Source organism: Methylomonas sp. MgM2, from assembly GCF_054172045.1.
This window is the reverse complement of sequence record NZ_JBSYXO010000016.1, coordinates 59,466-73,029: the sequence shown is the minus strand read 5'-3', so window position 1 is coordinate 73,029 and position 13,564 is coordinate 59,466. Positions and strand designations below refer to the sequence as shown.

Here is a 13,564-nt window from a genome sequence, read left to right as displayed (position 1 = left end):
ATGTTACTCCCGAATTAAGGGACGTTTTTTCTCCATACCATTGATGGAATGACCTACCCAAGCACACACCGTTAGCGGCATCACGATAAAACCCTAACTACCCGGAAATAAACTAGCCCCGCCCTCCATCGACTCTGGAGGAACATAAAATCGGCATGTAATAAAAAGCGAATAATGAAAAAGCGGCCAACCAAGCATAACTTGACGCAACCACAAAACTGCCGTACCAAGCCGGAATAAAAGCAGGAAACAATACTCGCAACAATGCCGCCAAGTTGATTAGAATGAAAGCGATTGCCATAACATTTGACGCCTTCAAGGCTCTGCCAGTATGGCCCAACGCCACTCGCGCCATCATACCAAGCGTTAACACCCCTATTCCACCGACAGTAAAAGCATGTAGGGCCAAGGCGGTCGGGAGCACTGAATACGCCGCCAACGCAACTCCAACAAAACCCAAGATTATCCACCCATAACCGACGTACAGTACCCAAAGTAAGGGCACATACCAAATTCGCGGATTATACCAACCCGAAATTCGCATCAGGTTCAACGCAATCGCAACGACTGCCGCAACCGATAGCATAATTGCGGAAATGTCGAATATCATCCCTACAAATACCGCCAAGCTCGCTACGATAGCGGCAGAATCTAATCCGGGACTGCGAATACAAATCACGCCGGATAAACCACGTTCGGTGAAGAACGGGAACACACGCCCCGCAATCACCAAAATCATCATAACGATTAAAGCCACTACTAGCGTCAGGCCGGCCATTGCCCCGGTTTTGGAAAACCCCAGGATCTCGGCGTGCGTCAAACCGTTTGCCACCATCATCAGAATCAGCAATCCGCTGAAAGTCAAATTCTTGAACTGACCGGATTTCACCAAGGGTTTACTAACGAAATAGATCAGTGCCGGTAAAAACGCGAAATCGGCACCGGCAATCACTTCGTCAGGCAACAGTTCTGAATAAAATGGTGTGACGCGTCCGTAAATCCATAAAAAGCTCAACGAAGCCAATTGATCCGGATTGACAGTATTAAACCCCGTCCAGTTATTAACAGCTGTCAACAGAAAACCGGCGATCACCGCTGTGGCATATCCCAAAAGCATTTCATGCGCGTGCCAATAAGTACCCGGATAATAATTATCCATATGCAAAGAACCATTGGACATGGCATTCCATATCGCGATCAGTGCCAGCGCCGACAATCCGGCTAACGCAAAAAAAACCCTGAATCCCATTGCAAACAACGGATAATCAAAAACCGGTTTATTAGTCATGCAGCCTTTCCTCCAGCCAATCGATTTCAGTGTTCGAGAATCCTGCGATTATACGCACTTCTCGGTTAAACGGTCCCTTAGGTTTACCCTTGTAACAAGCCAATATCTTTTCTTTAAAAATTTCCGAGGGGTTTAAATTGCGTTGTTCGGCCAGATACTTGAACCAATAAGAGCCTCGCTCGACATGCCCTATTTCGTCTTCGTAAATGCGGGTTAATATCGCTACGCCCGCATGATCGCTTAAAGCCTTGAGTTTTTCTATCATCGCCGGCGTTACATCCAATCCGCGCGCTTCCATACAACGAGGCACAACGGCTAACCGAGCCAGAATATCATGGGCTGTTTCTTCCGCATGATTCCACAAGCCTTTATGCGCCGGTAATTCACCATAATCACAACCTAAAGTCCATAGATGCGCTCGTATCATTTCGAAATGCGAGGCTTCCTCGTCGGCAATCCTAAGCCAATCACGGTAAAACTGCTCGGGTAAGTCACGAAACCGATACAAAATATCCCACGCCAAATAAATCGCCATGAACTCGATATGGGCCAAGGCATGAAAAAAAGCCGCTTTTCCTTCCGGCGTATCCAAGCGCCGCCGAACCATTTCGCGCGGCATTAACAGAATCGGCTTTTGCGGAAATATGGTATCGCCTATCGGCCTTGGCGCCGCATCGCATGCAAAAGAAATTTGCCCGGCTTCCGCCAGTTTTTGCGCCATATGCGTTGTGTAAAGCTTGTCGCCAATATCCGCGTCAAACAAACAACTTTCTGCAAGCGCAAAGACAGTATTCAATTAGCGTCCTATTAAAAACATTCGGGTAAAGAAATTAGGACATTTTAAACGTTTACACTAAGATTTTGCGCTTCTATCTAAAACGCCGGCGACACCGAGTGTCTTATCCGATAAGACAAGAAAGTGGCGGATAGAACTCAAGTTAGGGACCAGAACGATTTTTGCGATCATAATGCCCGGCATCAAACTACGATGATTAGGATTGGCCGCCCTCCTCTGTTATCGGTGCAGCAACATGAGGCGCAGCCTGATTGGGTTTAATATCGCCGTTCGGACTGCATGATGTGTCGATGATAGGTCGCACGGCGACCCGCACGACCCAAAATATCCTGTGAGAGTTAGCGGACGATGGCCGCTGTCACAGTTATGAAGGTTAAATTTAAGACTATCGTTACGGGCTTTCCTTCGCCGCTTTTACTCGTTCGCCGCAAATCTAACCCGTTCCTCAGGGCTTTTTCCAAGCACTTTCGCCAACCACGGCGGCGCCGAATCGAAAACCTGCTGAAATTCGGTCAATTTTTCGATTGCATCGACGACCTCGGGCACCTTGATTGGATAGATGTCTGCGCGGATCACTTTTGCAGCGGCAGGACCACCGATAGATTGAACAAATAGCACGTGGCAATCTTTGATCAAGTTCGCTCGGAACAAATTGCGGTCTTCAGCACTATCCGCCTCGATAGTGGATCGAATATCGATCAACCGGCATTCGTTACGCGAAAGCTGATAGACCAAAAACCGGATACAGGAACCGAAATGTCCGTTTAACTGCGAACCGGCATTTGAAGCCACCGCCACCCGGATCGACTCGGGCATGTCGCTGTCTCTGTAAGGCTGGATTTCCGGTAGGCTCTCGTCACCTTCTTCCTCTCCCCACAAATAACGTACCGCGAGTTTGATGTTCTCAAGGCCGATACCGATGTCTTCGCCATCTTCTTCACCGTCGTGGCTACCGATGCCGGTTTTAAGATTTGTGACTGTGATGGTCTTGAGTTTTTCGTCGTCGAGCGGACGACCGACTTTTTCATGCAAAATTTCGATTAACTCCTGCACACCGACACCTGGCAGCACTCGGGCGGCCAACGCTATACGTAAGGCCAGTTCACGGGATAATTGACTCATAATCTCACCTTTAAAGTGCGTGGTGTTCCTTCCAGCCGGCATAGCCGCCCGCTAGACTATAAACCTGCTTAAATCCGAAGTCGCAAAACATCTCAGCCAAATGTTCGCTGGCATGGCCGTAATAGCAATAGATCAACAATTGCTTGGCCTTATCGCCTTTTTTCAGCAAACTGTCGCGTAATTGTTCATGCACATGCAGAGCGTTGTCGATATGGCCGGCCCGGTAATCTTTCAGTTCCCGGCAATCCAGAATCATGGGTTGTTCCGAAACGATCAATTGATCGGCTTCGGCGGCTGAGATAGTTTTGAACGGCTTCATGATGATTACCTGCTTTATACCGGTCCGACGGCGGCTTCTTTCTTGACGACGATGGTTTTAGTCAAGGCTTCTTCAAAAGGTATCGTTGCGGCTTTGGTTTTGAAGCTCTTGGCAGCTTCATAGACGGTAACGACTTTATCTTCGGCGGATTGACCTTTCAAATCGGCTTTTTCGATGTACAACAAATCTAAGGTCTCGTTCCAAATCATGCCCTCTTTGTAGGCCACGAAGCGGAAGGTGATGCCGTCCAAAACAACTTCCATGTTCTCGGCGATGTTTTCGACGAAAAACAGTGTGAGCGTTTCCGGGGTCAATACCGGCTTGTATTTTTCCAAAAAGGTTTGCACGTATGCCAAATCCTCGAACAGACCGCTGACGAACACGAATTTGTCCTCGCTCGCTAGGATTGCGGTTTGTTTCAACAGCAATTCCGGCGGTTTGCGGTCGGTAGTCGACCCTTCGCGGAATGCGCCTTGGACCAGCACCAGGTCGCCGCGATAGGCATAGAGCCCAGGCTCGCTGGTCTTGCCCAACACGTTCATGATGAACGTCAGGCCTTGTTTGTCAATATCTTCGAGTAGCATGGAGGTTCTCCTTGTGTAAAAAAATCATTTAATCGTCATCGTCATCATCATCGACATCTACGCGCCTGCGCTTGACCTTGGTGGGATCGGCGGTGATGGGGCGGTATATTTCCACCCGATCGCCGTCTTTGATCAGTGCGTCGAGCTTTGTTAATTTCCCGAAGATGCCGACTTTCTGCTTGGTCAGGTCAATCGTCGGGTAAAGCGTCAGTAAGCCTGACAATTCGATGGCTTGCTGTACAGTACTTTCGTCGGGTACTTCCAGGCGTAGCCAAGTTTGTCTGTCGGCTTCCGCGTAACAAACGCCTACGTTCATGTTGGTGCTCCCTCATGTTCCGATTCGCCCCACTGGCTACCGACCATAGGCGGCGCGGATTTTTCGGCCACTTTCTTGTCCAGCAAACGCTTGGCCGCCACCATGAAACCCAGCATGATGAAGCCGCCCGGCGGCAGTGCCATTAGCAAAAAGCCTTTGTATTCGGGAATGATGGTCAGTTCCATAAAATTAAAGCTTTCGCCCAATAGAGTCGAAGCGTTGGCGAATAGAGTGCCGGCACCGCTGATTTCGCGTAAGGCCCCCAGTACCACCATGGCCAACGTGAACCCGACACTCATCATGAAGCCGTCCCAGACCGAAGGCAGAAAGGCTTGTTTGGATGCGAACGACTCGGCCCGCCCCAAGATCACGCAGTTGGTGACGATCAACGGTATGAACAAGCCCAGCACTTTGTGCAATTCGTGCATCCAGGCATTTAAGAATAGGTCTACCAAGGTAACCAGTGTAGCGATCAACAACACGAAGATCGGGATGCGGATTTCGGCCGGAATCAAGTGCCGGTTCGCCGACACCGCGGCGTTGGATGCCACCATGACCACCATCGTAGCCAAACCCATGCCCAGGCCGTTGGTCGCGGTGCCGGTTACCGCCAGCAGCGGGCACAGCGCCAGGTTTTGCGTCAGCACCACGTTGTTGTCCCATAATCCGTCTTTGGCGATTTTTCGGTAAGGCTCCGAAAACAAATTCGATAGCTTCATTGTCGTTTCTCCTAAATTGCCTATTCCTGCTGCCTATTGACCAAGCAATTCGCTGCGGTGGGCTTTGAAAAACTCCAGGCCGCGTTTGATCGCTTGCACGGTTTTACGGGGCGTGATCGTCGCTCCGGCGAATTGGTCGAACACGCCGCCGTCTTTCTTGACCGCCCATTGCGCGGGGCTGAGGTTATCCAACGACTTGCCGTTGAAGCCGAGCACCCATTCGGATTTGGTCAGTTCGATCTTGTCGCCCAAACCCGGCGTTTCGGTGTGAGCGATGATTCTGACGCCGAGAATCTGGCCGTTTTTGTCTATGCCCATCACCAGGCTGATGGGGCCGGAATAACCGTCGGGCGCGATCAATTTGAAACTGGCCGCAGTGACTTCGCCTTGTTTCTTGGCCAAATAGACCGTCGTTTCGGCGGCGCCGATGTCGGCGTCGGCCGAGGGCAGCGTCACCGTGTCGGCCAAAAGATCGTTGTCGTAGAGATCGGCCGGCATGACTTCTTCCAGGCTGGCTTTCAGGTCTTCTTCCAGCCTGAGTTTGATCGCGCCGCTGGTGGCCAGATCGGCAAAGCCCAGCAGCACGCTGGCCAGCAAGGCGAAGGCAGCCAGGATGCCTGTCTGATATTTCAGTTTGCCGCGCAGCTCGGATAGTTGCTCTTCGCTAAATAGCCCGAGTACCTTAGGCGCTTGGTTATCGCTATCGTCGTTCATCTTTTCGGTTTCACGGTTTGGCTCAGCACTCATAACCAGCCTCAAGATTCTTTAACATCGATGGGTCTTCCGTTTCGGTAACGCCCGTAAATACGCGGCTTAATATAGTGATCGATCAACGGCGTCGTCGCATTCATCAGCAGGACCGCGAAGCCGGTGCCTTCCGGATAGCCGCCCCAGGTACGAATCACGTAGATCAACAGGCCGCAGCCGGTACCGAAGATTATTTGCCCAAGCGGGGTATTCGGCGATGTGACGTAATCGGTGGCAATGAAAAACGCGACCAACATCAGTGCGCCGGAATTCAAATGCACCCAGGGGCCTAAGTAATGTTGGCTGTCGATCAGGTGAAACACGCCGGATAACAGCGCCACGCTCGCCAATACTGACAGCGGTGCGTACCACTGAATAACGCCTTGCCGGATCAGCCACAGTCCGCCGGCCAGAACCAGCAGGGTTGAGGTTTCGCCCAAGCTACCGCGTTCCCAGCCGATAAAGGTTAGAACGCTGGAGTAGTTATCGAGCAAGTCCGGCAAGGTTTGATTCAGCGAAAAACCGGTTTTGACCGCGCCCAGCGTAGTCGCGCCGGTGATGGCGTCCAGATTTTCCAGTTGGCCGAAGGTGATTCCCAGGCTGTCCAGCGGTCCGGGGCCGAACGGAAACGGCTTGACCTTGACCCAAGTGGTCATTTCGATCGGGAACGAGATCAACAAGGCGACCCTAGCCAGCATCGCCGGGTTAAACGGGTTTTGGCCCAATCCGCCATAGACTTGTTTCCCCAGAATGATGGCGATCGCCGAACCTACCACGCCTATCCACCAAGGAGCCCAGGGCGGCAGCGTCATGACGACCAATATGCCGGTGAGCAGCGCCGATCCGTCGTATAAATAGGGCGCGGCGGCCACGCCCTTCATCTTCAGGCAGATAGCCTCGAATACCAGGGCCGACAGGATCGTCACCAGCGTCAGATAAAAGGCAGGGAAACCGAACAGGAAAAAGCCCCAGACGATCGCCGGCAACAAGGCATAAATAACCTTGCGCATGATCTCGTCAACGCGGCGTACCGCGATGACGTGCGGACCGCTGACTGGTTTGATGCTCATGACTCGGCCTCGGCGGTTGCGGTTTCTTGTTTGGCTTTAGCAGCTTTTTCCTTGGCTAATTGTTGTTGGCGCATTCGTTCCTCGCGCGCTTCTTTGGCCTTGCGGGCTTCTTCTTCCTGGGCCAGGCGAATGCGTTCCATGCGTTGGCTGCGGTCGTCGATCAGACGTTTGGTTTGTTCGGATTTGTGTTCTTTTTGCTGGCGCTTGTACAGTTCACCCGAGGCGAATTTGAAGTAATGCACCAACGGGATATTGGACGGACAAACATAGGAACAACTGCCGCAATTGATGCAATCTTTCAAGCCCAGGTCGACCGCGGCATCCAATTGGTTACCGCGGATCCGGCTGGCCATTTCCAGCGGCAGCAAACCGACCGGGCAGGCCGTTACGCAGGTGGAACAACGAATGCAGGGTTTGACCTCGGGCGTTTCGATATCCTGCTCGGACAAGGCCAAAATCCCGTTACAGGCTTTGACCACGGGTACGGTGCTCAGAGGCAATGCGTCGCCCATCATCGGCCCGCCCATGATAAGCCGTGCGATCTTGCTTTTTTCGACTTTGCAGAAATCCAAGACTTCGGACATCAGGGTGCCGATCAACACCTCGACATTCTGCGGTTCGGCGACCGCACTGCCCGACACGGTCACAACCCGGCTGATCAAAGGTTCGGCCAGGCAGACCGCTTTATAGACGGCATGCGCGGTGGCGACGTTGTGTATTACAACGCCGATATCGGTGGCGCGTCCGTCGGCCGGAATTTCCCAGCCGGTCAGATAGCGCAGCATTTGTCTGTCCCAACCCATGGGGTAGCGGGTGGGCACTTGCATGACTTTTATGTTCGGGTATTCCAAACAGGCTTGCCTCATGGCTTCGTAGGCTTCGGGCTTGTTGTCCTCGATGCCTATCATTGCTTCCGGCGCCTGCATGCCGCGCAACATCAGGCGTATGCCGTCGACGATTTCGGCGGCTTTTTCTTGCATCAGCCTATCGTCGCAAGTCAAATAGGGCTCGCATTCGCCGGCGTTGATCAGCAGTGTATGAATTCGGTTTTTCCGGCCCAGATCGAGTTTGACGGCCGACGGGAATACGGCTCCGCCTAAACCGACTACCCCCGCCGCGCCGACCCGGACGCAAATCTCTTCCGGAGGTAGCTGAAACGGATCATCCGGCAGGCTTTTTTCGATCCAGCGCTCCATGCCGTCGGTTTCGATAACAATGGTGCGTATCGGCAAAGCCGACGGGTGCGGCGCCGGAAAGTCGATGACGTCGGCAACAACACCGGAACTCGGCGCATGAACCGGCGCCGAAATGGTGCCCTGGCTGTAGGCCAGCAATTGGCCTTTTAGCACTTTTTCACCGACCTTGACCAAAGGTTCGGCCGGTTTGCCGACGTGCTGTTGTACCGGGATGTATAGTTTTTTGGGTATTGGTAGGTTTCGAGCGATCGGCACCCCGGAGGTTTCGCTTTTGTGCTCTTCGGCATGGACACCGCCGCGCAAGCGGGGATTTTCGAACAATGACAGCATACGTTTCTCCTTAAGCTGCCGCAGCCAACGGTTTCGGCCATCGCCAATCGCGGAGGGTTACCTCAACTGGGTGCATTTGCAGACATTCGGTCGGGCAGATGTTGACGCACTTCTCGCAGCCGATGCAGGCGTCGGCAACCACGGCGTGTATCTGCTTGGGCGCGCCGACGATGGCGTCGGTCGGGCAAACTTTGAAACAGCGGGTGCAGCCGGTACAGGTGTCTTCGCTAACGCGGGCCACCATGGGTTCCTGATCGAGGGCCTGGCTCAAATCCACTTGTACGCCTAGCAGTTTGCCCAATTGTTCGACCAACGATGTGCCGCCCGGCGGACATAAAGTCACCGGCGCGGAGCCCTCGACTAAGGCTTCGGCCGCGGGCCGGCAGCCGGGATAGCCGCATTGGCCGCATTGCGAACCGGGCATCAGGGCTTCAACTTGGTCGATCAAGGGGTCGGCCTCGACTTTCAGATACCGGGCGGCGATACCCAAACTCAGGCCGAGAAACAATCCGAGTGCAGTTAAGATGACGATGGCTGAAAGAATGTACATGGGCTACCTATTAAAAAAAGTTAACTGGTTTCATGCACGACGTCATTTCGTATACAGTCCCGCGAACCCCATAAAGGCTAGAGACATGATGCCGGCGGTAATGAAGGCGATCGGCGTGCCGGAAAAAATTGCCGGTACAGCCGCGAGCGACAAGCGCTCGCGGAGACCGGCAAACAGCACCATCACCAGGGTAAAACCGATTGCCGCGCCAAAGCCGAACAGCAGGCTTTGGACGAAGTTGTATTCTTCTTGAATATTCAGCAATGCCACGCCGAGCACCGCGCAATTCGTGGTAATCAAGGGCAGGAAAATGCCCAAGACCTGATATAACACCGGGCTGGTTTTATGAATCACCATTTCGGTAAACTGCACGACCGCGGCGATGACCAGAATAAAACCCAATACGCGCAGGAAGCCGATGTTAAAAGGTTGCAATAAGCGGTGTTCCAATATCCAGCTCGCTGCGGAAGCCAAGGTCAACACGAAGGTCGTGGCCATCCCCATGCCCAATGCGGTATCGAGTTTGTTGGAGACGCCCATGAACGGACACAATCCCAAAAACTTCACCAGTACGACGTTGTTGACCAGTGCTGTCCCTAAAATTAGCAGCAAGTATTCGCTCATTGTTTTCACGCTCAGTTGTTTGAAAACTAAACAGCATCATCCATGCCAACACAGTTTGTGAGGTTAAATGAGCGAAACTTGTGCAATCCCGGGCAAAGACGGTGCATTTTATGTGTTCTAAACGACACACATCGCAAAACTTCAATCTTAAAATTGTCGCAAACACGACAATATCCCTTTTTCGTCCGAGGTTTTATGATTATGAATCAGCTAAACAAATTTGATTACAAAACGAGGCATCAAAATTGCATGTAAATAACAATCAATACCCGTAGAGCGCCCAGATGACCAATATAAAACCGGAATATCTTGTTAATCATATCGATGCCGAGGTGCTTGAAACCATACGCCCCGGTTTGCTTGTAAACGGCACCAACTATAAAAACCAAAGCCTGCCTCTATCGTTATTCATAGCTACAGTAGAACAATCACCGGTTGCAATCTCCATCACCGACAAGAAAGCCAATATTCTATATATCAATAAGGCGTTTACTGAGGTAACCGGCTATAAAAGTGACGAGATAATCGGCCAAAACGAGTCGAAATTGTCCGATAAATGTACGCCGCGCCCGGTTTATTACGACCTTTGGCATACGATTTCACGTAAAAAGGTTTGGCAGGGACGCTTGATAAACCGACGTAAACAAGGTGAACGTTACCTGGCGGATCTGACTATAGCACCGATGCTGGACGAACACGGAGCGATAACGCATTACATCGGCATGCACAGAGACGTGACTCAAGCTCATCAGGCCGACCAGCAGGTCAATAATCAAAAGCAACTGATTGAGTCGGTTATCAATGCTTCTCCTGTCGCTATGGTCGTGTTGGATAGCAACAACAACATCGTGCTAGACAATCAAATGTACAAAATGCTGATCAGCGAATTAGGACACGCCGAGCCTGCACGCTTTTTCCTCGAAGCTTTACAATTGGACTTGGGCGACTTGTGGACAACGCCAAAAGAAGAGTCAAAACCAAGACAAGGATTTTACAACCGTGAAATTAGAGTCGAAGGTATAGGTCGGCGGGGCACCCGCTGGTTTTCATGCTCAGGCAACTGGTTTAATGAAGACAACACCGATGCGGACAGTTTTTTCATTAAACATTCTAACGAATATCTATTGTTGTCGATCAACGACATCAGCTTGTTGCGCAGGCAGCAAGAAAAATTACAGTTACAAAGCTTGGTCAACTTGATGGCAGAGGAAGAGCACATGCGCAGCATTCGAGAGACATTGCTCGGCGCCATGCACCAGATCCGACAACCGTTAAATCAAATCAATGCTGCGATACAAATCATGAGCCAGCGAAACGATGAGCAAAACCAGCCGTTAAGAGACTTGTTACATCAAGTTCAGGCGATGGGCGAAGAAACCCTGACGACTCTACAGCGCTGCGTACCGGAAATTCCGGAGGCGGCGGTGACTTCAGTCAATCTCAATCAACTACTGCATGAAGTCATGCTGCTTTATAGTCAAAAGTTTTTGGCGAACGGCGTCGTTGTCGACTGGATGCCTAATTCGGTCTTGCCCTCGATACTGGGTGCGGAAAATAAATTACGCATGATGTTCAAACAGCTCTTGGATAACGCGGTCGACGCCATGAACCGCGCAAGCAGCAAAGAGAGAGTTATCAATATAACAACTTCCCTGGAAAACGATTGGGTGCGCGTGATCGTCGCTGACAGCGGGCCCGGCATTCCGGCCAGCCAAAGAAATAAGGTATTCGAACCGTTCTTTACGACGCAAAAGAATGTCGGCGGTGTGCGGGCCGGCATGGGTCTGGTAATGGTGCGTGAAATTATCAATCAACATGGCGGTTTAATAGAAATCGATCCCAACTATAAACAGGGTTGCTGCTTCATCATCAGTTTTCCAAGTCAACACAATACTGCCAGGGAAAGTATTCATGAATGATCGTTCGTTATTGGTTGAATCCGAGCTAGATACCCTGTTTCTGGTAAGTCAACTACTTAACAGTACCCATGATTTACGTAACAAGCTCAAGGGTATATTGGAAATACTGCATAAACGTTCGGGCTTACATTTCGGCATGATCACACTACGAGACATCGACGGCGACAGCATGAGCGTTTGTGAGGTGTATGGCGAAGACATAGACCGCACAATTCGCTATCAACCCGGGGAAGGGCTAGTCGGAGCCATTCTGGATGAAGGCAGTACCATTGTCGTTGAACGCATAGCCGACGAACCGCGCTTTTTAAGCCGATTGGGAGTTTATAACCCCGATTTGCCTTTCATCGGATCGCCTTTGTCTATAGAACAGGGGGAAGTCGTTGGCATTCTTGCCGCTCAACCGTGTGAAGCGACCTTTCTCGGTGAAAGAGCGCGCTTTTTGGAAATGGTCGCCAACCTGATTGCTCAGTCCGTCAATTCCGTACGTGCGATGGAGCGCAAACAAACCGAACTTGTGAATGAAAGGGATTATCTGAAACAAGCGTTGGTTAAGAATTATCGCTTCGAAAACATTATTGGCCACTCCGAGCCAATGCTGAAAGTTTTCGATATTATTCGCCAAGTCGCGAAGTGGCATACCACCGTACTGATTCGCGGCGAGTCGGGTACAGGCAAGGAAGTCGTGGCTAACGCAATCCATTTCAATTCAGCTTGCGCAAACGGCCCGTTTTTGAAACTAAATTGCGCCGCGCTACCTGATACTTTACTCGAGTCCGAACTGTTCGGACATGAAAAAGGCGCTTTTAGCGGAGCGGTTGGTCAACGCAAAGGCCGTTTCGAATTGGCCGATGGCGGTACATTATTCTTGGATGAGGTTGGCGAAATTTCGGCATCCTTCCAGGCCAAACTACTAAGAGTTCTGCAAGAAGGCGAATTTGAACGGGTCGGAGGAGTGCGCACAATTAAAGTCAATGTCCGCATCATCGCCGCAACCAACCGCAATCTTGAAAAAGACGTTGCTGACGGTAGTTTTCGCGAGGATTTATATTACAGGCTTAACGTGATGCCAATTAATATGCCCCCGCTAAGAGATCGAATCGAAGATATTCCGGACTTGTCGAAATTCCTGTTGAATCGTCTGTCGAAACAACAAGGAGGCCGGCCTTTGGAAATCAAGGAAAGCGCATTGCGCATCCTAATGAAGCACAACTGGCCCGGCAACGTGCGGGAACTGGAAAACCGATTGGAACGCGCCGCCATCATGAGCGCCGATGGCATAATAGATCGCGACGTGATCATCAGTACCGGCTTGGAAGACGAAATTGGGATCAGCCGCCCAAAAGCCGTCGCGACCCGTGTACTCGATTTACACGACGAAGAACTCGACGAGCGCGAGCGAGTGATTGCGGCTTTAGAGCAATGTGGTTGGGTGCAGGCAAAGGCCGCTCGACTGCTGGATATGACACCGAGACAGATCGCTTATCGTATACAGACTTTAAATATCAGCGTTAAACAGATTTAGCGATTGCTATTTCACCGATCTCAAAGGTGTCCGGAAAATCGACCCAGCAATTTCGCTCTTCAAGAAATACTTCACAGTTCATAAGCAGATTCAGCGCTAGGATGCTATCGAAAGCTAGATCATCGGAGGTGAACCATGAATACCATCGCTATCGATAATAAAATGTTAAACGATCTGTTCAGTAATCAAAAAAAAGTGGACGAGCTGTTTGATTCGATTTTCGACGACGACAGCTATTTCATCAATAGCGCAGCTTCCTTATCTCAAGCCAGCCGCTATGAACCTGAGGCGGAGAGTCAATTCTTGAAAGGCGAAAACGGTGTGAGAGAGTCCGTTTTAATGATAAGAAAACATAATCCATACTATTTAATACTGCCGGTTATACTAGAAATAACCGCAATTTACATGATTGTGACAAATCTTTTGTAGCCGCCCAAGCAAAATCCAGTCATATCGCCCCCG

Annotated in this window: 15 protein-coding genes; 3 read left to right on the top strand and 12 right to left on the bottom strand. The window is 51.0% G+C overall.

The window, feature by feature from the left end; genetic code table 11:
- Nucleotides 1-112: 112 nt before the first annotated feature.
- The 12 genes from ACW73I_RS13290 to rsxA form a co-directional block, all read right to left on the bottom strand.
- The gene (locus ACW73I_RS13290; RefSeq protein ID WP_458029867.1) at nucleotides 113-1,288 is read right to left on the bottom strand and encodes an NnrS family protein; all 1,176 of its coding nucleotides are present in this window, start codon (nucleotides 1,286-1,288) and stop codon (nucleotides 113-115) included.
- The gene (locus ACW73I_RS13285; protein ID WP_458029866.1) at nucleotides 1,281-2,084 is read right to left on the bottom strand and encodes a ferritin-like domain-containing protein; all 804 of its coding nucleotides are present in this window, start codon (nucleotides 2,082-2,084) and stop codon (nucleotides 1,281-1,283) included. The genes ACW73I_RS13290 and ACW73I_RS13285 overlap by 8 nt, the downstream gene beginning before the upstream one ends.
- A 414-nt stretch (nucleotides 2,085-2,498) precedes the next feature.
- Complete coding sequence (locus ACW73I_RS13280) at nucleotides 2,499-3,206, bottom strand: dinitrogenase iron-molybdenum cofactor biosynthesis protein (RefSeq protein ID WP_458029865.1); 708 nt, start codon at nucleotides 3,204-3,206, stop codon at nucleotides 2,499-2,501.
- A gap of 10 nt (nucleotides 3,207-3,216) precedes the next feature.
- Nucleotides 3,217-3,525: a rhodanese-like domain-containing protein gene (locus tag ACW73I_RS13275; protein WP_458029864.1), complete on the bottom strand. Its 309-nt coding sequence runs from the start codon at nucleotides 3,523-3,525 to the stop codon at nucleotides 3,217-3,219.
- A 14-nt stretch (nucleotides 3,526-3,539) separates the two neighbouring features.
- Nucleotides 3,540-4,109 carry a hypothetical protein gene (locus tag ACW73I_RS13270; RefSeq protein ID WP_458029863.1) on the bottom strand — a complete coding sequence of 190 codons (570 nt, stop codon included), beginning with the start codon at nucleotides 4,107-4,109 and terminating at the stop codon, nucleotides 3,540-3,542.
- Between the two features lie 28 nt (nucleotides 4,110-4,137).
- On the bottom strand, nucleotides 4,138-4,425 hold the full coding sequence (locus ACW73I_RS13265) for an RnfH family protein (RefSeq protein WP_458029862.1): 288 nt from the start codon (nucleotides 4,423-4,425) through the stop codon (nucleotides 4,138-4,140).
- Nucleotides 4,422-5,144: an electron transport complex subunit E gene (locus ACW73I_RS13260; protein WP_458029861.1), complete on the bottom strand. Its 723-nt coding sequence runs from the start codon at nucleotides 5,142-5,144 to the stop codon at nucleotides 4,422-4,424. Before ACW73I_RS13260 ends, ACW73I_RS13265 begins: the two co-directional genes overlap by 4 nt.
- A 33-nt stretch (nucleotides 5,145-5,177) precedes the next feature.
- The gene (gene rsxG / locus ACW73I_RS13255; RefSeq protein ID WP_458029860.1) at nucleotides 5,178-5,891 is read right to left on the bottom strand and encodes an electron transport complex subunit RsxG; all 714 of its coding nucleotides are present in this window, start codon (nucleotides 5,889-5,891) and stop codon (nucleotides 5,178-5,180) included.
- Nucleotides 5,892-5,899: 8 nt separating this feature from the next.
- The gene (locus ACW73I_RS13250) at nucleotides 5,900-6,961 is read right to left on the bottom strand and encodes an RnfABCDGE type electron transport complex subunit D (protein WP_458029859.1); all 1,062 of its coding nucleotides are present in this window, start codon (nucleotides 6,959-6,961) and stop codon (nucleotides 5,900-5,902) included.
- Complete coding sequence (gene rsxC, locus ACW73I_RS13245) at nucleotides 6,958-8,487, bottom strand: electron transport complex subunit RsxC (RefSeq protein ID WP_458029858.1); 1,530 nt, start codon at nucleotides 8,485-8,487, stop codon at nucleotides 6,958-6,960. Before rsxC ends, ACW73I_RS13250 begins: the two co-directional genes overlap by 4 nt.
- A gap of 10 nt (nucleotides 8,488-8,497) precedes the next feature.
- Entirely contained in the window at nucleotides 8,498-9,037 is a 540-nt protein-coding gene (gene rsxB / locus ACW73I_RS13240) for an electron transport complex subunit RsxB (RefSeq protein WP_458029857.1), read from the bottom strand.
- Between the two features lie 42 nt (nucleotides 9,038-9,079).
- Nucleotides 9,080-9,661 carry an electron transport complex subunit RsxA gene (gene rsxA, locus ACW73I_RS13235; protein WP_458029856.1) on the bottom strand — a complete coding sequence of 194 codons (582 nt, stop codon included), beginning with the start codon at nucleotides 9,659-9,661 and terminating at the stop codon, nucleotides 9,080-9,082.
- 284 nt (nucleotides 9,662-9,945) lie between these two features.
- Here rsxA and nifL point away from each other — a divergent pair, with 284 nt between their 5' ends.
- The 3 genes from nifL to ACW73I_RS13220 all read left to right on the top strand — a co-directional run bounded on the left by nifL (nucleotide 9,946) and on the right by ACW73I_RS13220 (nucleotide 13,531).
- A complete protein-coding gene (nifL, locus tag ACW73I_RS13230) occupies nucleotides 9,946-11,580 on the top strand; it encodes a nitrogen fixation negative regulator NifL (protein ID WP_458029855.1) in 1,635 nt (544 codons plus the stop codon).
- Entirely contained in the window at nucleotides 11,573-13,102 is a 1,530-nt protein-coding gene (nifA, locus tag ACW73I_RS13225) for a nif-specific transcriptional activator NifA (protein WP_458029854.1), read from the top strand. Before nifL ends, nifA begins: the two co-directional genes overlap by 8 nt.
- A 135-nt stretch (nucleotides 13,103-13,237) precedes the next feature.
- Nucleotides 13,238-13,531: a hypothetical protein gene (locus ACW73I_RS13220; protein WP_458029853.1), complete on the top strand. Its 294-nt coding sequence runs from the start codon at nucleotides 13,238-13,240 to the stop codon at nucleotides 13,529-13,531.
- Nucleotides 13,532-13,564: the final 33 nt, after the last annotated feature.

Excerpts from the sequence above, each read along its gene's own strand:
- ACW73I_RS13290 (WP_458029867.1), bottom strand. The coding sequence starts at position 1,288 with ATGACTAATAAACCGGTTTTTGATTATCCGTTGTTTGCAATGGGATTC.
- ACW73I_RS13280 (WP_458029865.1), bottom strand. The coding sequence starts at position 3,206 with ATGAGTCAATTATCCCGTGAACTGGCCTTACGTATAGCGTTGGCCGCC.
- ACW73I_RS13275 (WP_458029864.1), bottom strand. The coding sequence starts at position 3,525 with ATGAAGCCGTTCAAAACTATCTCAGCCGCCGAAGCCGATCAATTGATC.
- ACW73I_RS13270 (WP_458029863.1), bottom strand. The coding sequence starts at position 4,109 with ATGCTACTCGAAGATATTGACAAACAAGGCCTGACGTTCATCATGAAC.
- ACW73I_RS13265 (WP_458029862.1), bottom strand. The coding sequence starts at position 4,425 with ATGAACGTAGGCGTTTGTTACGCGGAAGCCGACAGACAAACTTGGCTA.
- ACW73I_RS13260 (WP_458029861.1), bottom strand. The coding sequence starts at position 5,144 with ATGAAGCTATCGAATTTGTTTTCGGAGCCTTACCGAAAAATCGCCAAA.
- rsxG (WP_458029860.1), bottom strand. The coding sequence starts at position 5,891 with ATGAGTGCTGAGCCAAACCGTGAAACCGAAAAGATGAACGACGATAGC.
- ACW73I_RS13250 (WP_458029859.1), bottom strand. The coding sequence starts at position 6,961 with ATGAGCATCAAACCAGTCAGCGGTCCGCACGTCATCGCGGTACGCCGC.
- rsxC (WP_458029858.1), bottom strand. The coding sequence starts at position 8,487 with ATGCTGTCATTGTTCGAAAATCCCCGCTTGCGCGGCGGTGTCCATGCC.
- rsxB (WP_458029857.1), bottom strand. The coding sequence starts at position 9,037 with ATGTACATTCTTTCAGCCATCGTCATCTTAACTGCACTCGGATTGTTT.
- rsxA (WP_458029856.1), bottom strand. The coding sequence starts at position 9,661 with ATGAGCGAATACTTGCTGCTAATTTTAGGGACAGCACTGGTCAACAAC.
- nifL (WP_458029855.1), top strand. The coding sequence starts at position 9,946 with ATGACCAATATAAAACCGGAATATCTTGTTAATCATATCGATGCCGAG.
- nifA (WP_458029854.1), top strand. The coding sequence starts at position 11,573 with ATGAATGATCGTTCGTTATTGGTTGAATCCGAGCTAGATACCCTGTTT.
- ACW73I_RS13220 (WP_458029853.1), top strand. The coding sequence starts at position 13,238 with ATGAATACCATCGCTATCGATAATAAAATGTTAAACGATCTGTTCAGT.